The 20,314-nt window shown below is 74.7% G+C and carries 14 protein-coding genes; 6 read left to right on the forward strand and 8 right to left on the reverse strand.

Annotated elements, in window-relative coordinates; all coding sequences use genetic code 11:
• Positions 1–5: 5 nt before the first annotated feature.
• From ACZ58X_RS11115 to ACZ58X_RS11135, 5 genes are all read left to right on the forward strand, one after another.
• A complete protein-coding gene (locus ACZ58X_RS11115) occupies positions 6–1,151 on the forward strand; it encodes a tryptophan 2,3-dioxygenase family protein (RefSeq protein ID WP_470333371.1) in 1,146 nt (381 codons plus the stop codon).
• 88 nt (positions 1,152–1,239) lie between these two features.
• Entirely contained in the window at positions 1,240–1,974 is a 735-nt protein-coding gene (locus ACZ58X_RS11120; protein ID WP_470333372.1) for a thioesterase II family protein, read from the forward strand.
• The gene (locus ACZ58X_RS11125) at positions 1,965–2,789 is read left to right on the forward strand and encodes an SDR family oxidoreductase (RefSeq protein WP_470333373.1); all 825 of its coding nucleotides are present in this window, start codon (positions 1,965–1,967) and stop codon (positions 2,787–2,789) included. The genes ACZ58X_RS11120 and ACZ58X_RS11125 overlap by 10 nt, the downstream gene beginning before the upstream one ends.
• Positions 2,790–2,827: 38 nt before the next feature.
• A complete protein-coding gene (locus ACZ58X_RS11130; RefSeq protein WP_470333374.1) occupies positions 2,828–5,971 on the forward strand; it encodes a non-ribosomal peptide synthetase in 3,144 nt (1,047 codons plus the stop codon).
• A gap of 32 nt (positions 5,972–6,003) precedes the next feature.
• Positions 6,004–6,774 carry an SDR family oxidoreductase gene (locus ACZ58X_RS11135; protein WP_470333375.1) on the forward strand — a complete coding sequence of 257 codons (771 nt, stop codon included), beginning with the start codon at positions 6,004–6,006 and terminating at the stop codon, positions 6,772–6,774.
• Positions 6,775–6,814: 40 nt separating this feature from the next.
• Here ACZ58X_RS11135 and ACZ58X_RS11140 read toward each other — a convergent pair whose 3' ends face one another.
• The 7 genes from ACZ58X_RS11140 to ACZ58X_RS11170 all read right to left on the reverse strand — a co-directional run bounded on the left by ACZ58X_RS11140 (position 6,815) and on the right by ACZ58X_RS11170 (position 18,140).
• Entirely contained in the window at positions 6,815–8,992 is a 2,178-nt protein-coding gene (locus ACZ58X_RS11140; RefSeq protein ID WP_470333376.1) for a trehalose-6-phosphate synthase, read from the reverse strand.
• 53 nt (positions 8,993–9,045) lie between these two features.
• Positions 9,046–10,083, reverse strand: a complete 1,038-nt coding sequence (locus tag ACZ58X_RS11145; RefSeq protein WP_470333377.1) for a carbohydrate kinase family protein — start codon at positions 10,081–10,083, stop codon at positions 9,046–9,048.
• A 75-nt stretch (positions 10,084–10,158) separates the two neighbouring features.
• On the reverse strand, positions 10,159–11,286 hold the full coding sequence (locus ACZ58X_RS11150) for an NADH:flavin oxidoreductase (RefSeq protein WP_470333378.1): 1,128 nt from the start codon (positions 11,284–11,286) through the stop codon (positions 10,159–10,161).
• A gap of 164 nt (positions 11,287–11,450) precedes the next feature.
• A complete protein-coding gene (locus tag ACZ58X_RS11155; protein ID WP_470333379.1) occupies positions 11,451–12,929 on the reverse strand; it encodes a leucyl aminopeptidase in 1,479 nt (492 codons plus the stop codon).
• A complete protein-coding gene (locus tag ACZ58X_RS11160; protein ID WP_470333380.1) occupies positions 12,926–15,454 on the reverse strand; it encodes a tetratricopeptide repeat protein in 2,529 nt (842 codons plus the stop codon). The genes ACZ58X_RS11155 and ACZ58X_RS11160 overlap by 4 nt, the downstream gene beginning before the upstream one ends.
• A gap of 302 nt (positions 15,455–15,756) precedes the next feature.
• A complete protein-coding gene (locus ACZ58X_RS11165) occupies positions 15,757–16,902 on the reverse strand; it encodes an aminotransferase class V-fold PLP-dependent enzyme (protein WP_470333381.1) in 1,146 nt (381 codons plus the stop codon).
• Complete coding sequence (locus ACZ58X_RS11170; RefSeq protein WP_470333382.1) at positions 16,899–18,140, reverse strand: MFS transporter; 1,242 nt, start codon at positions 18,138–18,140, stop codon at positions 16,899–16,901. The genes ACZ58X_RS11165 and ACZ58X_RS11170 overlap by 4 nt, the downstream gene beginning before the upstream one ends.
• 232 nt (positions 18,141–18,372) lie before the next feature.
• Between ACZ58X_RS11170 and ACZ58X_RS11175 the strand changes: the two genes are divergently transcribed.
• Positions 18,373–18,999 (forward strand): hypothetical protein, encoded by a 627-nt coding sequence (locus ACZ58X_RS11175; RefSeq protein ID WP_470333383.1) that lies wholly within the window; start codon positions 18,373–18,375, stop codon positions 18,997–18,999.
• A 34-nt stretch (positions 19,000–19,033) separates the two neighbouring features.
• Here the strand turns inward: ACZ58X_RS11175 and ACZ58X_RS11180 are convergent, their stop codons facing one another.
• Positions 19,034–19,780, reverse strand: coding sequence for a G1 family glutamic endopeptidase (locus ACZ58X_RS11180; protein WP_470333384.1), 747 nt, complete (start codon positions 19,778–19,780; stop codon positions 19,034–19,036).
• Positions 19,781–20,314: the final 534 nt, after the last annotated feature.

Consider the following 20,314-nt stretch of genomic DNA (forward strand, 5'->3'; position numbering starts at 1 on the left):
ACCCCGTGGAACCGCGCCTACCGGAACGCTGCGCACACATCGTCAGGATCCAGCGGGCACACGGCCGCGCGGCGCTCGCACCCGAACGGCTCGACGAGCTGGCCGGGTCCTACGACCGGCCCCCGGCGCCCGCCGACGGGGAGACGGAAGGCGAGGCGGACCTGCTCGCACTGCTGACCCGGCCGTTCAGCCGGACGACCGAGATACCGAGGTACTACCGCTACACCGACCTGCACGTCTTCGACTGGTTCCTGGCCCAGCGGCCGGACGACCGACTGACCGGCGCCGCCGAGGCGTTGGCGGTCTCGCTGACCGCCCTGCTCGAAGTGGAGCGGGCCGCCCCGGCCGGAGCGATCGACCCCGCGACCTCGGCCGAGCGCCGGCACCGGCTGCGGGCCCCGCTCGACCGGGTGCGCGCCCTCACCTTCGACCCCGACGGGAAGGTCCCGTTGGAGGAGGTGCTGCGCGCCCGGGAGGCCGACCCGCGGGCGCGCTGGAACAGCTTCGTGCTGGCCGAGTGCACCGGTTTCCCGCAGTCCGACAAGCACGACGAGCACCTCTTCCTGCGCTCCGTGCACGCCTGCGAGATGGTCTTCTTCCTGGTCCGCTCCCTGGTGCTGCGGGCCGCCGAGACCTGCGCGGACGACCGGCGGGAGGCCCGCACCAGGCTCCGGCAGGCCACCCTGACGGCCGAGCTGCTGAACGGCGTGTTCAGCGCACTGTGGACGATGTCGCCCGAGCGCTTCATGGAGTTCCGTGCCGAGACCGGGGACGCCAGCGCCGTGCAGTCGATGAACTACCACGCCATGGAGATCGTGCTCTACGGCCTCGACCCGGAGAAGGACGCGGTCCTCGGGGGCTACCGGCACCTGGCCGAGCTGCGCGGCGTCCTCGCCGAGGAGTGGCAGGAGCAGGGCGCCCGGCTGCGGGCCGCCGGGGACGCCGAGGTGGCGCACCACCTCGACGCGCTGCTACGGGTGCTCCGGCGCTGGCGCGGGCGGCACTACGGCTTCGCCGTCCGGTACCTGACCCCCGAACTCACCGGATCCGGCGGCACCGAGGGGGCGAACTACCTCAGGAGGTTCGTGGAGAAGCCGGGGCGTCCGGAGCACGGGCGGCGGCGGGGCGCCGGAGCCTTCCTGACCTGCTGAACCGGAGCCCGGCGTTTGGAGCCGTGCGTTGCGTGCCCCGAGCCGTGGGCTTCCGGGGTTCGAGCCCTGACCCGAGAACGAGGAGACCATGTCGATCGAGCAACTGCCACTCGTGTGCCTGCCCTTCGCCGGGAGCGGGGCCGGGTTCTACCGCGCCTGGTCCGACCTCGCGGTGCCCGGCCTGACGGTGCTGCCGCTCCAACTGCCCGGGCGCGAGGAGCTGTTCCTGGACGATCCGCTCACCGAGGTGGCCCAGGCCGTCGCCCTGCTCGCCCCCCGGGTCGCCGAGCTCACCGGGGGCCGGCGGTTCGCGCTCCTCGGCCACAGCCTCGGCGCCGTGCTCAGCTACGAGATCGCGCTCGAACTCGACCGACAGGGCGACCGCGGCCTGGAGCACCTGTACGTCAGCGGCTCCCCCGGCCCGGCGAACGGGCGCGAGGCCCGCGCCACCGGGCTGGACGACACCGAATTCCTGGCCCGCGTCCAGGAGTTCGCCGGCTACCGGCACGAGGCCTTCGACGACCCGGACCTGCGGGAGGTCCTGCTGCCGGTGCTCCGCGCCGACGTCGCCATGCACGAGGACTACACGCCGAGCTCGACCGAGCCCCTCCGCGTCCCGGTCACCTCGCTGCGGGGCGCAGAGGACGTCCTGGTCACCGCCGAGCAGGCCCGGCAGTGGCAGGACGTCACCAAGGGGGAGTTCCGCTACCTCGAACTGCCCGGCGGCCACATGTACCTGGTCGACTCGCCCGAAGCCCTGCTGCGGGCCGTCGCCCGGGGCCGGACGGAGCACGGGACGGAGGAGCGGCGGGCATGCAGTTGAGGGACCGGACCGCCGTGATCACCGGAGCGGCCCGCGGGCTCGGCCGCGAGTGCGCCGTCCGCTTCGCCCGCGAGGGCGCCGACCTGGTGCTCCTCGACCTCGCCGACGACCTGGACGGCGTGGACTACCCCCTGGGCAGCCGCAGCCAGCTGGACCACACGGCCGAGCTGTGCGAGGAGCACGGCAGCGCGGTCGTCACCGCCGCGGTCGACCTGCGCGACCCGGCGGGCGTGCAGGCGGCGGTCGACGAGGCGCTGGAGCGCTTCCACCGGATCGACGTGCTGGTCAACAACGCCGGCATCGCGGCACCGTCCGGCCGCCCGGTGCACGAGACGAGCGAGCGCGACTGGGCGCTCATGCTGGACGTCAACCTCTCCGGCGCCTGGCGGATGATCAGGGCGGTCGCGCCCGGCATGGTCGAGCAGGGGTCCGGCAGCATCATCAACGTCTCCTCGACCGCCGGACTGGTCGGCTACCGCTACTTCGCGGGGTACGTCGCCGCCAAGCACGGACTCATCGGCCTGACCAAGGCCGCGGCCCTGGACTACGCGCCCCACCGGATCCGGGTCAACGCGCTCTGCCCCGGCTCGGTGCGCGACGACCCGCTGGTCGAGGGCCGGATGCTGACCGAGATCGCCCGCTCGCTCGACCTGCCGGCCGAGGGCCACGAGGAGGCGTTCCTCCGCGACCAGCCCATGAACGCCCTCGTCGAACCCGCCGACGTGGCCGGGGCGGCGCTCTGGCTGGCCGGGGACGACTCCCGCCGGGTGACCGGAACGGTGCTCACCGTCGACGGCGGGTTCACCACCCGGTGACGGCACCGGACCGCTCAGAGCTCGGCAGGAGGCCGACCGTGGTTGCACAGACCGAAGCGACACCGCCCCCGCCCGTGGCCGGACCGCGCACCGGAGCCGGCCACGACCGGACGCATCCCGGAGCGCCGTCCGGCCTGCGGCTGCCCGCGCAGGGGCGGGCCTGCCACGGGGTGATCGCCCGGCTGCCCGGTACCTCCAGCACGCCCGGTACCCCCGGTACCCCCGGCACGCCCGGTACCCCCGGCACGCCCGGAACCCCCGGCCCGGACGACACCGGCCGACGGCTGGCGCAGGCCGCCCGCCGTCGGCCGGAGCTCGGCTCGCCCCGGCTCTGGGAGACCAGGGTCCCGACGACCCGGGACGACCCGCGGGCGACCGCCCGGGCCCGGCGGGAGCTGCTGCGCCCGGTCCGCGACGAACGGTCCCCGCTCCGAGCCGTCCGGCTGACGTACGCCGACGGAACCGCGGACCTGGTCCTGGTCGCCCTGCGCCACGTCGTGCCGCGCGCGCTGCTGGAGCAGGTGGCCGAGGCCCTGCTCACCGGGGCGGCGGTGGAGCCGCCGTCCGCCGGCGCGCCGGCCACTCCGTCCGCCCCGTGGGCCGCGACCGCCCCGTCCGCCCCCGTCGCCCCGGCCGACTGGGGCCTGGGGGACCGGCACCGCAGCGGCACCGTCAGCGCCCGCCCGCTCGCCGTACCCGGCCGCGAGCGGGGCACCGCGCGGCTGCTCCTGGAGGCCCTCGCCCTCACCACCGCCAGGTACGCCGGAACGGACACCGTGGCGATCGGGCACCTCGACGTGGCGCGCGGACGGGCGGAGCGCGCGCGCCTGAGCGTCCGGCAGATCGACGAGCAGCAGTGCGTCGCCGACCGGCTCGCCGAAGCCGAAGCCGAAGCCGAAGCCGAACTCGACTCCGTACCCGGTGCGGCCCCGGGGCCGGCGCTCCCGGCGGTCGGCGTCGTCCACGCCGAGGCCTGGGCCGGTGGCACCTACCTGCCCTGCCTAACCCCCGTCTTCCCGGTCACCGTGCACCTCCTGGAGCACCCCGACGGCGCGGTCGAGGCGTCCTGCTGGTTCGACGAGGGCGTCCTCTCCCCGGACGTGGCCGACACCTTCTGCGCCGCGGTCGAGCGGCTGGCCGCCCGGTTCGCGACGGACTCCGGCGCGACCGTACCGGCCACGGTGCCGCTCCTGACCCCGGAGGAGGAGGCGGAGGTCCTGCGCCGGGGAGGCGTGGGCCGGGCTCCGGGCCCCGGCGCCGACCGGCGGATCGACGAGTGCTTCGAGGAGGCGGCGCGCCGGCGCCCCGACGCGGTGGCGCTGACCGACGAGCGCGGAGAGCTGACGTACCGGCAGCTCGACGAGTGCGCCGACCGGGTCGCGGCAGGCCTGCGCGCCCTCGGGGTCGCCCGGGGGAGCAAGGTCGGTGTCTGCCTGGACCGCGACGCCTCGGTGGTCGTCGCGATGCTCGGCGTCCTGAAAGCCGGGTGCGCCTACGTCCCGATGGACGTCCGCTACCCGGCGGAGCGGCTGCGGTACGTCGTCGAGGACGCGCGACTGCCCCTCGTCGTCGGCGACGCGGAGTCCTTTCCCGCCGTCGAGGACGTCCGGGTCGTCGGCCTCGACGAGCTGAGTGCCCGTGGTGTGCCCGGGGGCGGTGGAGACCGACGGGAGGGAACCCCCGCCGACGACGCCTACGTGATCTACACGTCCGGGTCCACCGGCCGCCCCAAGGGCGTGGTCGTCCCGCACCGCAATGTGACCGCCCTGCTCGCGGCGACCGGTACGGACTTCGCACCGCGCCCCGACGACGTGTGGACGCTGTTCCACTCCACCGCCTTCGACTTCTCGGTCTGGGAGACCTGGGGCTGCCTGCTCAGCGGCGGACGACTCGTCGTCGTCCCGCACTGGACGGCGCGCGACCCCGAGGAGTTCCACCGGCTCCTGGTCGAGCAGCGGGTCACCGTGCTCAACCAGACCCCGTCGGCCTTCGCCCAGCTCGTCCGCGTGGACCGGGCCGGGAAGGGCGAACTGTCGGTGCGGCTGCTGGTGCTGGGCGGAGAGCCGCTCGACGTGGGGGTGCTCGCCCCCTGGTTCGCCGGGCACTCCCACACCCGGTGCCGGGTGGTGAACATGTTCGGCATCACGGAGACCACCGTGCACGTGACCGCCCAGACGATCACCCCGGCCGAGCTGGCGGCCGGTTCCCGGTCGGTCGGCCGTGCCCTGCCCGGCTGGTCGGTCTCCGTGCGGGACGCGCGCGGACGCGTCCTGCCACCGGGGGCGGCGGGCGAGATCCACGTCGGCGGCGCGGGACTCGCGGCGGGCTACCTGGGCCGGCCGGAGCTCACGGCCCAGCGGTTCGTCACCGACGATGTGACGGGCGAACGCCTCTACCGCAGCGGGGACAAGGGGCGGCTGCGCCCGGACGGCCGCCTCGACCACCTCGGACGGCTGGACCAGCAGGTCAAGATCCGCGGACACCGGATCGAACTGGGCGAGATCCGGTCCGTGCTGGCCGCCGACCCGGCGGTGAGCGAGGCCGTCGTCGTCGCCACCGCGGCGGCTCCCGACGATCCGGCGAGCAGCCGGATCGACGCGTACGTCGTCCTGGCCGGAGCGGCCGGGCAGGTCGGGGCAGCAGGGGCAGCAGGGGAGGCCGAGGCAGCAGGGAGGGCCGGGGCAGCGGGGGAGGCCCGGGACGCCGACACCGCACGGATCCTCGACCACGCCCGCCGCATCCTGCCCGACTACATGGTCCCCGCCACGCTCACCCGGATCCCCGCGGTGCCGCTCACCACCAACGGCAAGCCGGACCTCGACCGGCTCCCGCCGCCGACCGCCCCGGGCCGGGCCGACGAGCAGGTCAGGGCCACCCCGCCGGGCCCGGCCGCGACCGACGACCTCGCCGCGGAGGTACTGGCCATCTGGAGCCGGCACCTGAGGGCCGACGTGTCCATGGCCGACAACTTCTTCCTGATGGGTGGCAACTCGCTGCTCGTGCTGCGGGTGCTCAGGTCCATGCAGGAGCGGGGGCTGCCGAGGATCGCGCCCCGTGACTTCTACCGCCACTCGACCGCCGACACGTTCATCCGGCTCGTCGCCGCCCGGCGCGACGCGGCCGGCACCGACCCGGCCCCGTCCGGCACCGACCCGGCCCTGACCGGCACCGACCGGTCCTGACCAACCGATCCTGGAAGAAGGTACTGCGAGCAATGGACACGAACGGCATCTCCGCGGTGGTATCCGGCGGCGCGAGCGGACTCGGCGCGGCCACCGTCCGCGAGCTGGCCGCCCACGGCGTCAAGGTGGTGATCGCCGACCTCGGCGAGCAGCCCGGCAAGGCGCTGGCCGACGAGGTCGGCGGCCTCTTCGTCCGGACGGACGTGACCGACGAGGCCCAGGTGGAGGCCGCCGTCCAGGCCGCCGTCGACACCGGCCTCCCGCTGCGCGTCATCGTCAACAGCGCGGGCATCGCCTGGGCCTCCCGGACGGTCGGACGGGACGGCGCGCCGCACGACCTCGGCCAGTTCGAGAACGTCGTCCGGGTCAATCTGATCGGCACCTTCAACCTGTTGCGGATCGGTGCCGCGCGGATCGCCCGGACGGCGCCCGTCGACGCCGACGGCCTGCGCGGGGTGGTGGTCAACACGGCGTCCGTCGCGGCCCTGGAGGGCCAGACGGGCCAGGTCGCCTACGCCGCCTCCAAGGCGGGCATCGTCGGCATGACCCTGCCCGCCGCCCGCGACCTGGCGGCGATCGGCGTCCGGGTCAACACGATCTGCCCGGGCATCATCGACACGCCGATCTACGGCGAGGGCGAGGCCGCCGAGGCGTTCAAGGCCAAGCTGGTCGCGCCCGTCCCGTTCCCCAAGCGGGCCGGTCGGGCCGCGGAGTTCGCGCACCTGGTGCGGTTCGTGATCGAGAACGACTACGTGAACGGCGAGACGATCCGCTTCGACGGCGGGATCCGCTTCCAGCCGTGAACCCCGGCCCGGCAGCTCCCGGGCCGGGGTTCACGGCGCGTCACGCGGCCGGGCTCCGGTGGGCGCCGCTGCGGATGGCGCGCAGGATCTCGTGGGCCCAGTCGGCGGGGCGGCTGTTCCCGAGGAGGGCGGAGAGCCGGGCCATCCGGGCGCGGCGCTCGGCCGGGGCGAGGTCGAGGGCGTGGGCGAGCACGGCGGTGAGGTCCTCGGGGGAGTGCGGATCGGTGAGCAGGGCGGCCTCGCCGAGTTCGGCCGCGGCGCCGGTGTGGCGGGACAGCACGAGGACCCCCGGGTCGGCCCGGTGCCCGGGGAGCGCGGCGCGGGCGGCGACGAACTCCTTGGCGGTGAGGTTCATGCCGTCCTGGAGGGAGGTGATCCAGAGGACGTCCGCGGTGAGGTACTGGTCGATCACCTCGGTGGTGGAGAGGCGGTGCGGCAGGTAGTCGACCGGCTGCCAGGACCCGCTCCGCCAGCGCGAGTTGGTCTCGGCGATGCGCCGCTCCAGGTGCCGGCGGGTGCTCTCGTACGCGGTGATCCCGGGCTCGGGCGGCGGGCAGACGAGGCGGAAGGCGAGCCGGCCGCGCAGGTCGGGGCGGCGGGCGAGCAGGCGGTCGACGGCGTCGACCTTCTGGACCGGGGCCTTGGCGTAGTCGAGGCGTTCGACCGAGAGCACCACGCGCGGGGTGCCCGGGCGGCGGTGCGGGGCGCGCAGGCGGGCGAGCCGCTCGACGGCCGGCCGGTCGATGCCCAGCGGGTGGACGGTGGTGTGCGGCCGGCCGGGAAGGCCGGCCAGGGTCCGGCGGAAGCGGTCGGCGAAGGCTTCGGTGTGGAAGCCGGCCCAGTCGAGGCAGGCGAGCGAGGAGCGGAGTTCGGCCGCGACGGGGAGGCGGGCGAAGGTCTCCGGGGCCGGGAACGGGGTGTGGTGGAAGAGCCCGGTCCTCAGGTCGGGGCGGGCCCGGCGGAGCAGGCCCGGGACGAGCCAGAGGTTGTAGTCGTGCAGCCAGACGGTGGCGCCGGGGGCGGCCTGGGCGCTGATGTGCCGGGCGAAGCGGGCGTTGACGGTGCGGTAGTCGGCCCAGGAGCGTTCGTCGAAGACGGCCCGGTCCGGTTCGGACATCAGGACCGGCCAGAGCGTCTCCTTGCAGGCGCGGTGGAAGTAGCCGCTCCAGGTGGCCGGGTCGACGGGTACGGCGGCCAGCGGCGGGGCGGAGGCGGGGGGCGGGTGCGGCGCCTGCCGGTCGCGGCCGGTGCGGGCGGCGACCCAGACGCCGGGCAGGTCGTCGGCGAAGGCGCTGCTCAGGGTGGGCAGGATGCCGTTGGGGCTGCTGGGCGGCTGCCAGCTCTCGCCGTTCCAGTGCAGCGGCGGGCGGTGGTAGGCGACCACGACGGAGTGCCGGCCGACGGGTGTCCCAAGCTCGGCATCGGCGTCGTACTCGGCGTCGGCGTCGGACTCGGCCTCGGTATCGGCGTCGGACTCGTGGCCGGGCCCGTGGTCGGCGGCGCGGGAGGTCCAGCCGAGCGTGCGGAGCGCCGCGTGGATGCCGGCCGCCCCGGGCCGGCCCGGGTGCTGGACCAGCGGGTTCCCGGCGAGGGCGGTGAGCAGGGCGGGTTCGGCCCCGTCGACGACCACCGCGTGGGTGCCCGCGCGGAACAGCGAGAGGTCGTTGAGGGAGTCGCCGGCGACCAGGATCCCGTCGGGCTGCCAGCCCAGCTTCGCGGCCAGGGCCCGCAGGGCGTTGCCCTTGGAGGCGTTGGGCGGCAGGACGTCGAAGTAGCGGTCCGCCGAGTACTCCCAGGTGCAGCCGAGGGCTTCGACGGCCGCGGTGAGTTCGGCGGTGAGCCCGTCCGGGGGGAGGTGGTAGGAGCACCGCCCGTCCTGGTGGACGCCGTGCTGGTAGGCGAGTGCGGGGAAGCGGAGCAGCGCGGCGCGGATCCGGTCCGGGCCCGGCCAGCCGGCCCGCAGCTGTTCCTGGACGGGGTCGACGGGGGTGAGGTCGGTGCCGTCCAGGACGGTGGCGCCGACGTCGGCGATGATCCACCGGGGGCGGGGGACGAGCGGGTCGCGGAGCACTTCGCGGATCGAGGCCAGGCCGCGTCCGGTGGCGAAGACCGTGGTCACCTCGGGGTGGCGGGCCAGGGCGTCCCGTAATCGCCGCCGGTCGTCCCGGGTGCCGCCGAGCAGCGTGCCGTCCAGATCGGTGACCAGAATCCTCGACATCCGACGGACGCTAACACGATCACGCCGGGTGGTGAAGTGTTCATCTCATGCTGCTAGGAGCGGAGTTCAGCGGAGCCTGCGGCCGGGCGAGCGGCCGGGCGAGCGGTCGGGTGCCCCGGTCGGGCGGGCTGGTCGCGGCGGTGGCCGCGGCGGCGGTCGAGGAGCCGGGCCAGGAGCCGGTCGAGCTCCTCGGCGCGCAGGGCCGCGCCGGAGCCGGGGCCGGTGGTCGCGGCGGCGCCGCAGAGCGACGCGGCGGCCAGGCAGTCGGGCAGGTCCCAGCCGCCGAGGAGCCCGTGCACCAGGCCCGCGTTGAAGCAGTCGCCGGCCGCCGTCGGGTCGACGACGGCGGCCCCGGCGGCGGTCCGGGCGGCCGGGACGTCGTGGCGCTCGCCGTTCCGGACGGCCGTGGCACCCTCCGCGCCCCGGGTCACCACCACGGTGGGCACCACGCGGGCGAGGAGGTCGACCGCCTCGTCCAGGCCGTCGGCGCCGGTCAGGCGCAGGGCCTCGCCGTCGTTCGGGGTGAGGACGTCGACCAGGGCGAGCGCGGCGCGGACGGCCGGGTCGTCGAGGCGCGCGGGCGTGTCGTGGCAGTCCATCACCACCAGCGCGCCCAGCTCCCGCGCGGCCCGGCAGGCCGCCACCGCCTCCTCGTCCCAGCGCAGTTGGGGCAGCAGCAGGACCTGCGGACGGAACCGCCGCAGCAGCGGCGCGAGCGGTGCCGGGTCGACCCGGTCCTGGAAACTGACCATCGCGCGGTCGCCCTCGGTGGCCAGGGCGACGGTCAGGCTGCGCACGGGGAACGGGTGCCGCCGGAACGCGGCCTCGTCCAGGCCCTCCCGCCGGGCGCAGGCCAGGACGTGGGCGCTGAACGGGTCCGTGCCGAAGTCCGCGCTCCACACCACCCGCCGGCCGAGCCGGCGCAGGGCCATCGCCGGGGTGTACGCGCCGCCCGGCACCAGGCCGAAGCCGTCCGCGAACACCTCGGTGCCCGGCCGCACCGGCCGGTCCAGGCCGTGGAACACCAGATCGGTGAAGTACGGCCCCGCCACCAGGACTTCGTACGGAGGTAAGGACCCGTTCGTCTCCATCCGGCGAGCATACGGCGCAGGGCGTGCACCGGTGGCGGGATCGGCCGATCCCGCCACCGGTGTCGCCGCTGCCGGTCAGCTCAGGGTGCGGACGGCGGCGGCGTCGTAGGGGCGGAGCTCGGAGAAGCGTCCGCCGAGGACCTTGGCGGCCCACTCCGGGTCCTGGAGCAGGGCGCGGCCGACGGCGACGAGGTCGAACTCGTCGCGCTCCAGGCGGTCGAGGAGGTTGTCGATGCCCCGGGTGTCGGAGCCCTCACCGGCGAAGGAGGCGATGACGTCGCCGGCCAGGCCGACGGAGCCCACGGTGATGGTGGGGCGGCCGGTGAGCTTCTTGGTCCAGCCGGCCAGGTTGAGGTCGGAGCCGTCGAACTCGGGGACCCAGTAGCGGCGGGTCGAGGCGTGGAAGGCGTCCACGCCGGCCTCGGCGAGCGGGGTGAGGATCGACTCCAGCTCCTGCGGGGTCTCGGCGATCCGGGCGTCGTAGTTGTCCGACTTCCACTGCGAGTAGCGGAAGATCACCGGGAACTCGGGGGAGACGGCCGCGCGCACGGCCGCGACGAGTTCGGTGGTGAACTTGGCCCGGGCGACCGGGTCGCCGCCGTAGGCGTCGGTGCGGCGGTTGGTGCCGGCCCACAGGAACTGGTCGAGGAGGTAGCCGTGGGCGCCGTGCAGCTCGACGCCGTCGAAGCCGATCCGCTCGGCGGCCGCGGCGGCCTCGGCGAAGGCGCCTATGACGGCGTCCAGGTCGGTCCGGGTCATCGCCCGGCCGGTGCCCTCGGTGCCGTCCAACCGGATGCCGGAGGGGCCGACGGCCGGGGCGTCGGCGACCGGCGGGTCACCCTGCTTGCGCACCATCCCGATGTGCCAGAGCTGCGGCACGATGGTGCCGCCCGCCGCGTGGACGTCCGCGGCCACGCGGGCCCACCCGGCGAGCTGCTCCTCGCCGTGGAAGCGCGGGATGCTGTCGCTCTGCCCGGCGGACTCGTGGTTGACGTACGTGCCCTCGGTGACGATCAGGCCGACGCCCGCGGCGGCGCGGCGGGCGTAGTACGAGCTCATGTTCTCGCCGGGGACGCCGCCCGGGGAGAACTGGCGCGTCATCGGGGCCATGACGATGCGGTTGGGCACGGTCAGCCCGTTGATCGTGACGGGCCGGGAGAGGATCTCGGCCGCGCGGGAGGAGGACGACTCGGTGACGGTCATGGGGGTTTCCTCGCGGGTAGCGGTGCGGTGCGCCGGGTCAGCGGCGATCGCCGGTGCCAACCACCGCGGCGGCCCCCGCATTTCACCGTCCGCCCGGATCCCGGCGTGATCCACGCCACTCCGCATCACTCCGCATCACTCCGCATCACTCCGCGTAAGTCCCATCACTCCACGCCGCTGCGCGACGGCGGACCGGTCAGGCGGGCGAGTGGGTGGGGGCCGGTGAGGAGTTCGGCCAGGGTGCGGACGCCGAAGCCGGTGGCGCCGGCGACCCATTCCGCGTCCGTCCCGTCGGAGAGGGCGGTGCCCTGGATGTCGAGGTGGGCCCACGGGATGCCGGGCGGGACGAACTCGCGGAGGAAGTGGCCGGCCAGCAGTGCGGTGCCGTGCCGGGTGCCGAGGGTGTAGTTGACCAGGTCGGCGACCCGGGACCGGAGTTGGGGCCGGTACGCGTCGGGGAGCGGCAGCGGCCAGAGCGGCTCGCCGGCCCGGGCGCCGGCTGCGCGCAGGCGGTCCACCAGGGTGTCGTCGGTGCCCATCAGCGCGGCGACCCGGCGGCCCAGGGCGATCGCGGCGGCGTCGGTGAGGGTGGCGATGTCGATGATCGCCTGCGGCCCGGTCTCGCCGGCCAGGACCAGTGCGTCCGCCATGATCAGCCGTCCCTCGGCGTCCGCGTGGCAGATCTCGACGGTGGTGCCGTTGCGCATCACCAGGACGTCGCCGACCCGGATCGGGTCGGCGTTGGGCATGTTCTCGGTGAGCGGCAGCCAGGCGTCCACCGCGACGGGGCAGTCCAGGGCGCCGAGGACGGACATCGTCCCGAGGACGGCGGCCGCCCCGGCCATGTCGGCCTTCATCCCGGCCAGTTGCGCGTTGGGCTTGAGGGACAGGCCGCCGGCGTCGTAGGTGACGCCCTTGCCGACCAGGGCGATCCGTCCGGTCCGTCCGGCCGCTCCGGGCCGTTCCGTCCAGCCGTCCGGCCGGTAGCCCAGCTTGACCAGCCTGGGCGGCACCAGGGAGCCCCGGCTGACCCCGAGCAGTCCGCCCAGCCGCTCCTCGGCGATCCGCCGGCCGTCCCAGACCTCGCACTCCAGCCCGGCCGCCGCGGCGACCTCGGCCGCGCGGTCGGCGAACGCGGGCGGGGTCAGGGCCTCGCCCGGTTCGTTGACCAGGTCCCGGGCCAGCAGTACGGCCTCTCCCAGCCGACGGCCCTCGAACAGGCCTCGGGCGGCTTCCGGCGTGCCGGGGGCGAGCACCTCGACGAGCTGGTCGGTCGGCTCGGCCGCACGGCTCCGGTACCGGGTGAACCGGTACCCGCCGAGCAGGTACCCCTCGACCAGCGGTCGGAGGTCCGGGCCCGGCGGGTGGACGGCCAGCCGCCGGTAGGCGGAGACGGCCCGGGCCAGCCCGGCCGCCGCCGCCCGGATCGCGTCCCGGTCGGTCCGGGCCCGCGGGCCGACGCCGAGCAGCACGGTCACGGGAGTGCCGGGCAGCTGCAGCACCTCGCCCACCTTGCCGCTGAACCCGGTCCCGGCGAGGAACGCGGCGGGCAGGTCGGCGGGCAGCTCGCCGACCCGCACCGGCCGTACGACGGCCTCCACCCCGGGGCCGGGCTCGGGGCGCAGCACCCAGGTGACGCTCACGGCCGCTCCCGCCGGGCGGCGCGCCGGGCCGCGCCCCAGGCCTCCAGGTCGGCGAGGTAGCCGCGGGCCGCCTCGGCCATGCCGTTGGCCGCGCCGACGGCCGCCCAGCCGCGTGCCGCGGAGATCGCGTACGGGTCCACCCGCAGGGCCTGGAGGTAGCAGTCCTCGGCCAGGACCGGCTGGCCGGCCAGCCGGAAGCACTCGGCCGCGGACGCGTAGCCGAAAGCGGTGGAGACCGGGCCGAGCCGGGCGGTCCGCAGGAAGCTGTCGGCGGCCTCCCGGGGACGGTCGCGCCGCAGCAGGCCCTCCGCCACCTCGATGTGCGTCTTGGGCTCGTACGGGTCCAGGGCCAGTGCCTCCGCGACCAGGAGGTCGCCGCGTTCGTCCTCGCCGAACGCGTAGCACTCCTTGGAGCGGCTCTCCACGCAGGCCCGCAGGTTCTCCCGCTTGAGGAACTCCTGGTACGGCCCCTCGGCGGGCACCGCCCGGGCCAGCTCCTCGGCGCGGTCCATGTCGCGGGCCAGCCACGCGCGGTCGCCGGCCATGAACGGGACGAAGCTGACGCTGCGGTAGAACCGGCTCTCCGCCATCGTCCGCTCGAACGCGGAGCGGTCCGGGTCCGCCAGCAGCTCCTCCAGCGCACGGGCGCCGATCTCCCGCCAGCGCGTCGCCTCCTCCAGCGAACGCGTCTCGCGGGCGTGGAACACCACCGCCACCACGGCGATGACGAACCGCAGGTGGGTCGGGCAGGCCGGGTGTTCGGCGATGGCGAAGGAGGTCTCCGGTGCGGCCACCGCGGTGCCGATCGAGGCGACGTACCGCACCAGGTCGCGCCAGTGGTGCAGCCGCAGCTCGGCCGGGGTCCGGAGCCGGTCGACCGGTACGGCCGGGATCAGCTCCAGGACCAGCTTGGTGAATCCGAGCCGGTACAGCACCATGGCGATCTGCTGCCGGCGCTCGGGCTCGCAGCGGTCGAACTCGTCCAGCCACGCGCACAGCCGGTTCCAGCGCGGTGTGCGCAGGTGCTCGGGCAGTTCGGCCGGGTGGTCGACCGCGAACTCGGTCAGCCCGGACTCGCGGATCAGGTTGCCGCGGAAGGCCGGCGGCATCAGGCGCTGCCAGTTGACCTCGGCCCGCTCACCCCCGCGCTCGGCGAACTCGTAGGCGAGGCTGGGGAGTCGGGCGTACAGGCCGGGGGACTCGGACTCGCCCAGGTTGAAGTACGAGGCGTACATCCGGTAGTGCCAGTTGTTGGCGTACGGCCGCTCCGGGTCCCGGGTGGCGGCGCGCGCGGTCAGCTCCTCCAGCGGCCGGTCGCCGTCGTTCCGGCAGGCCTCCAGCAGCGCGTCCCGGGTGGCGCGGGCACGCGGGGCGGCGCGGAAGGCCCGTTCGTCGAGCACCCGGGCGAACTCGGCGTGCCCGAGGTCCCGGGCGCGGCCGGCGGCCCGCAGCAGCGCGAAGGCGGTGCCGAACGGGCCCAGCCGGGCGGCGTGCAGGTAGCCGGCCAGCGCCTGCTCGTGCTCGCCGGCGCGTTCGTGGGCCTGCGCCGCCTGCATCCGGATCTTCACGTCCCACGGATCGAGGGCGAGGCCCTCCTCGACGGCGGCGCGTTCGGCCTCGGTGTCGCCGATCCGCACCACGATCTCCAGGTGCCGGTCGAGCAGCCGCCGTCGGGTCTCCAGCAGGACCAGTTCGTCGTCCCGGTCGGGTGCGGTCAGCTCGGCGACGCTCGCCCGGACGTCGGCCAGCAGCGCCCGGGCGCCGCCGAAGTCCCGCTGCCGCTCGGCGTACATGACCTCGCGCAGCGCCAGCCGGGCGGTGAGGACGGTGTGGGTGAAGGGGGTGAGCTCGCCCGCGATCTCCTTGAGCAGCTCCCGGGCGCGGGCGAGGAGGAGCGGCGCGGCGGAGTCGTCGCCGGAGTGCCGGGCGAGCAGGTAGCCCCAGGCGGCCACCGCCTGGACGTGGGCGACCGTGGGCGCGGGACGGTCGGCCAGCACCCGGTAGGCCGTGGCGGTCCGTTCGGAGAGGCCCTCGGCGCCGAACAGGGCGGCCGCGCGGGCGGCCTGGACGCCTGCCGTCACCTGGTCCCGGCAGGCTGCCGGGTCGAGGTCCTCCGGGACGACCTCCAGCACCGCGGCGGGGAGGCAGACCGCGACCAGCCAGTGGGCGAGCCCGGACCGGTCCACCTGGTTCAGCTCGGCGTGCCGCCGGTACGCCTCGGTCATCCGCCGCCAGGCGGGGGAGGCCAGTTCGTCGGGCAGGTCGGTCGGGACCGCTGCCCGGTAGGCGGTCAGCCGGGACTCCTGCACCAGCAGCCGGCGGTAGCTCGCGGGCATCGTCATGCCGAACCGCAGCGCGCCCGGAGCGGGATTCTCGAAACGCCGGGCGGCCAGGACCGCGGACCGCGCCTGGATGGCGGTGGCCGGTGATTCGGCACCGTCGAAGTACGGGCGGTGCACCTCGAAGGTGAGCCAACTCGGCGCGTTGACCCCGACGATTCCGTGACTGAATTCCCAACGGTTCACGCGGTAATTCCTGTGCCTTTCTGGGATCAGGATCCGGGCGATCGGCGACATGCCCCGCGACGGAATCCGGGCGTACCGGAAATCCCTCGCGGGGCATGCGTGGAGCGCCGGGATCAGACGCCGGCGTCGTCGATCAGACAGGTCCAGCAGTCCGCCGCACCAGTGCTGATCTCGACCTCGTCCTCCAGGGACTCCCAGGTCTCGTAAGCCATTTCGCCACCCCTCTCTTTTCACGGGCCGGTCCGGATATCCGGTCCGGCGAAGCGGTTGAGCGATATTCTTCGGGAACCGGAACGGCGCCGTCAAGGCTTCTGCGCGGCAAGCTCCGAGAGGATCTCCGCCACTTCTTCGTCGGTTGTCCAGAAATGCGGGGAAACCCGGACCCAGCCATCCGGAACGGAAACGTGTATTCCGGCCGACGTCAATCTCCGGACGATCTCCACCCCGTCCGTCCGATGGCCGGTGAAACTCACGACGCCGGAGTGTCCGGCGCCGTCCGGGGGGAGCGCGGGGCGGTAGCCGAGTGCGGCGATCCCGGTGCGCAGCCGGTCGGCCAGGGTGCGCACCCGTTCGGTGACCGCGGTGAGGCCGGTCTCCTCCAGCTCGGCCAGCGCGGCGGCGAGCCCGGCCATGCCGACCAGGTCGTACATCCCGCCCTCGACCCTGGCCGCCCCGGCCCGTTCGGGCAGGTCGTAGCGCAGCTGCCCCGGCCCCTTGGACACCTCCGCGGCGCCCTGGTGGCCGAACCAGCCGGTGGGCGTGGTGCGCAGCAGCTCCAGCCGGTCCGCCCGGCAGTAGAACACCCCGGTGCCCGGCGGCCCGCAAAGCCACTTGTGCGCGCCCGCGGCCAGGAAGTCGACCGGGGCCCCGGCCACCGACAGCGGCAGCGCGCCGAAGCTCTGCACGGCGTCCACGCAGACCAGCGCCCCGACCTCGGCGGCCAGCGCGCAGATCCGGTCGAGGTCGCAGCGGAACCCGGTCGCGAAGTTGACGTGGCTCACCGCCACGAGACGGGTGGCCGGCCCGATGGCCGCCGCCACGTCCTCGATCCGGTAGCCGCCGTCACGCATCGGCACCCAGACCGGCTCCACCCCGTGGCGGCGCAGGCGCAGCCACGGCCGCACGTTAGCCGGGAAGTCCCGGTCGAACAGCACGACCTGGTCGCCCGGGCGCCAGTCCAGTCCGTCGGCCACCAGATGGATGCCGGCCGAGGTGTTGGGGACGAAGGCGACCTCGTCGGGCGTGCAGTCGAGCAGCCGGGCGACCGACCGCCGGGCGGCGGCGCGCGCGCCGAAGAGGGGGCCGACCCTGGCGCTGCCGTACGGGAGGACCTCGTCCACGGCGGTGCGCATCGCGGCGACGGCGGCGGGCCGGAGCCGGCCGAGCCCCGCGTAGTCGAGGTAGACCTCACCGGTGGCGGCGCCGGCCGGCCGTCGGAGCCCGCTCACGAGACCGGCCCGACCGGGCGGGCGGCCCGGGGCGCGGCGACCGCCATCCAGCCCGCCACCAGCAGCGGCACGCCGTGCAGCAGCAGCACCCACGGCGCCACCCAGGCCGGCTCCAGCACCAGGCTCGTGACGAGCAGGCCGGACATGAAGCCCGCGTTGACCGTGATCTGGGACAGCCCGAACGCCCGTCCCCGCCGCCCGTCGGGCAGTTGCTGGAGGGACTGCTTGTAGGTGATCTCACTCAGCGCGTCGCCCAGACCGGCCCCGGCCGCCGCCAGCAGCCGCGGCCACCAGCCGTCGAGCCAGAAGACGCCGATGAAGCCCAGCGACATCACCATCGTGGCCACGCAGTACACCCGGGCCGGCGCGCGGTCGACGATGCGCCTGGCCAGGGGCCGCAGCACGAAGCTCGCCAGCAGCAGCCCGGCCGCCCAGCTGCCCCACACCGCACCGGAGACCACGGCGGGCTCGTCCGGGCGCAGTTCGGTGCCGAGCAGCGGCAGTCCGACGTGCTGGGAGGCGCTGCCGAAGGCGTCCAGTCCGCGCAGTGCGACCAGCCCGGCCAGGCCGGCGGCGACCAGCAACGGCCAGGCACCGGAGCGGTCCCGGGCCCCGGCGGCCGGGCCGTCCGGCTCCCGCATCCGAAGGCGCAGGGCGAGCAGCACCGCGGCGGAGAGCGCGTAGCTGGCCGCGTCCAGCCCGAACACCCAGCGGTACCCGGCCAGGGGGACCAGGACGGTGGCGAGGCCCATGCCGACCATGAAGGCCACGCCCTTGAGTCCGGCCAGCGCGCTGTTCACCGACGGGGTGCGCGGCCCGGCGAGCACGGGGGTGGCGGCGGACAGCGTGGCCTCGAAGACCGACCGCCCGCTGCCGATCACCAGCACCGCCGGGTACAGCCACCAGCTCTGCACGCCCGTCGGCAGTACGGCCAGCAGCGCCAGCATGAGCGACCGGGCGAGGTCGGCGCCGATCATCATCCGCCGGCGGTCCCAACGGTCCCCGTACCGGTGTCCCAGCCGCCCACCCGCGATCGCGCCCGCGTACAGCGCCACGCTGACCAGCCCGGTGTCCAGGGTCGAGTGGTGGAGTTCCCAGACGAAGACCGACAGGCAGATGAAGTCGAGCGCGTAGCCGACGTCCGAGATCGTCTTGGCGGTCAGCAGGATCGCCAGCTGACGGCGACTCGCCGAGGCCGTCCGCCGTGCCACTTCGGTGCCGGCCGCCACGGCGCCCATGAGGTCTCAACTCCCCGGTTGTGTGAGGGCTGTCATGATTCCCTCACCAACCCCCCACTTACAAGAGGTAGTTCGATGAGAACGTCGACACCTCGCGACGGACCTCGCCGGCTGCGCCCGGGGCCCGGTGGGCGGGGCCGTTCCGCGGCACCGGAGGGCGGTGGCCGGGTGCGCGGGGGTCGGGGCGGTGGAGGAGGGTGCGCGGACCCGCTTCCCGGGAGACCATGCCTCCATGGACGCCGAGACGCTCGTACGGACCCGTCGCTCCCTGCACGCGGTGGCCGAGCTGGTGCTGGCCGGGCCGCAGTACCGGGCGAGCGGGACGATCCGGTTGCGGGCCTGCCCGGGCGGGTTCGGGACGGTGGCCGAGCCGTGGTTGCGGGTGGTGGGCGCGGAGCTGGTGGGACGCGGGCGGGCGGTGTCGCTCGAACGGACCAGCTGCGTCACGCTCGGCGCGGCCCTCGGGCTCGGCGTCGGCGCCCCCGAGGGGGTGTACCGGGACGGTCCGGGCGTCGCCGCCGACCGGCCGATCGAGGTGGACCCGGCCGCGGCCCGGTGGCTCGCGCACTGCTTCGCGCTCGGCGAGGCGGCGCTGCGGGGGCTGTTCCCCGAGGCGGAGCCGGTCATCTGGCCCGAGCACTTCGACGTGGGGGTGACGGTCGGCGCCGTGAACTACGGGCTCTCGCCCGGGGACGCGTTCCTCGCGGAGCCGTACGCCTACGTCGGCCCGCACGAGCTGCGGCAGGGGGAGTTCTGGAACGCGCCGTTCGGTGCCGCCCGGACGGTCCGCGAGCTCGGCGGCGCCGGCGGGCTGATGGACTTCCTGGCGCGCGGCCGCCGGTTGACGGGCGACGCCTGACGGCCGTGGACGGCAGGCGTCGCCGGGGGACCGGTCAGCTGTGGTGCCAGGTCACCGAGAACCCGGTGCCGGCGTTGATCCCGGAGGTGGTCGCCTTGGTGACGCCGTCCTTCGTGGCCATGTCGATGACCGACGGGTTCGAGGCGCCGAGGTTCTTCCCGTTGACCATGGCGTTGGTGAAGCCGACGGTGCCGAAGTCGGAGAGCGGAAGGACGCCGGAGCTGCTGGACGGGGCCTCGGCGATCACCTCGGCGGAGGCCAGGGCGGCGTTCCGCAACGTCTTCGCCACGCTGTGGGACCAGCCCCTCGTGGTGTTGCGGAGGGTGAGGGTGAACGCGCCGCTGCCGTTGGTGGTGACGCTCGCGGTGAAGTGGTCGCCGGGGTGGACGGTGCTGAGGAAGTTCGTCGGGTAGGCCGGGTACATCTCGTACCAGGAGGAGTAGACCGGCCTCCCGCGCGAACAATCGGCCTCGGTGCCGATCTGCTCGACCGTCTCGCTGCCGTCGCCGTCCAGACCGACCCAGAAGGCGGACCAGGTGTTGGTGCTGGTGCAGGAGACGGCCGGCTGGACCCACTCGGCGCTGACGCTGGTGAACTTCCCGCCGGTCGCCGCGTAGCCGGACCAGTTGCTGCTGGTGCCGTACCGCAGGGCGCTGTCGTGGTGGTGGTCGGCGATCGGGCCCCGGACGGCGGCCTGGGCGGGGAGAGCAGGGGCGGCGCTGCAGAGCAGCGCCAGCAGGCTGGTCGTGGTGAGAAGGGCGTGCCGACGGGCTTTGGGCATGGCTGGTCCCGGGGGAGAGAGGGCGGAGTTGACCAAGCGTCGACAAAGCTAGTGGCCGCGCTCCGAGGTGGGCGGGTACGGAGTGACGGCGCATCCCGGAATCCCCTGGTCGGCCCAGCGCGAGCGGGCCGCCGGACCTGACGAGCCGAGTTTGTCTCGGGCGTCGGACAGGGGTACTGTCTCCCAGTCGCTCGGCAGGGAGCACCGGACACGCATCGGCGCGGACGGTCCCGGGGCGGCCAATCCCTGGAGACACCACGTCGGGCCCGCGCCTGCCGTTTCGCTTCTTTGCGTCTCGGCCCGGTGCGTATTCGGCGTGAGCGTTTTATCGGATTGCGGCTGGATTCGCTTTTCGGAGCGAGGGTCGGCTAGAGTTTGAAACGTCGGACGGGGCGTCAAGCCGCAGAAGACAACGGCGAGTTGGATGACGAAGCCCCGGAAACGGAGCGGAAAACATCTGATAAGCTGGAAACACGAAAGAACGAAGCGCCCGGAGGGCCCGCTGGAAGGCGGTCCGAAGGAAGCGTCCGTTCC

Source organism: Kitasatospora sp. NPDC040550 (assembly GCF_055594965.1).

Excerpts from the sequence above, each read along its gene's own strand:
- ACZ58X_RS11120 (WP_470333372.1), top strand. The coding sequence starts at position 1,240 with ATGTCGATCGAGCAACTGCCACTCGTGTGCCTGCCCTTCGCCGGGAGC.
- ACZ58X_RS11125 (WP_470333373.1), top strand. The coding sequence starts at position 1,965 with ATGCAGTTGAGGGACCGGACCGCCGTGATCACCGGAGCGGCCCGCGGG.
- ACZ58X_RS11135 (WP_470333375.1), top strand. The coding sequence starts at position 6,004 with ATGGACACGAACGGCATCTCCGCGGTGGTATCCGGCGGCGCGAGCGGA.
- ACZ58X_RS11140 (WP_470333376.1), bottom strand. The coding sequence starts at position 8,992 with ATGTCGAGGATTCTGGTCACCGATCTGGACGGCACGCTGCTCGGCGGC.
- ACZ58X_RS11145 (WP_470333377.1), bottom strand. The coding sequence starts at position 10,083 with ATGGAGACGAACGGGTCCTTACCTCCGTACGAAGTCCTGGTGGCGGGG.
- ACZ58X_RS11150 (WP_470333378.1), bottom strand. The coding sequence starts at position 11,286 with ATGACCGTCACCGAGTCGTCCTCCTCCCGCGCGGCCGAGATCCTCTCC.
- ACZ58X_RS11170 (WP_470333382.1), bottom strand. The coding sequence starts at position 18,140 with ATGGGCGCCGTGGCGGCCGGCACCGAAGTGGCACGGCGGACGGCCTCG.
- ACZ58X_RS11175 (WP_470333383.1), top strand. The coding sequence starts at position 18,373 with ATGGACGCCGAGACGCTCGTACGGACCCGTCGCTCCCTGCACGCGGTG.
- ACZ58X_RS11180 (WP_470333384.1), bottom strand. The coding sequence starts at position 19,780 with ATGCCCAAAGCCCGTCGGCACGCCCTTCTCACCACGACCAGCCTGCTG.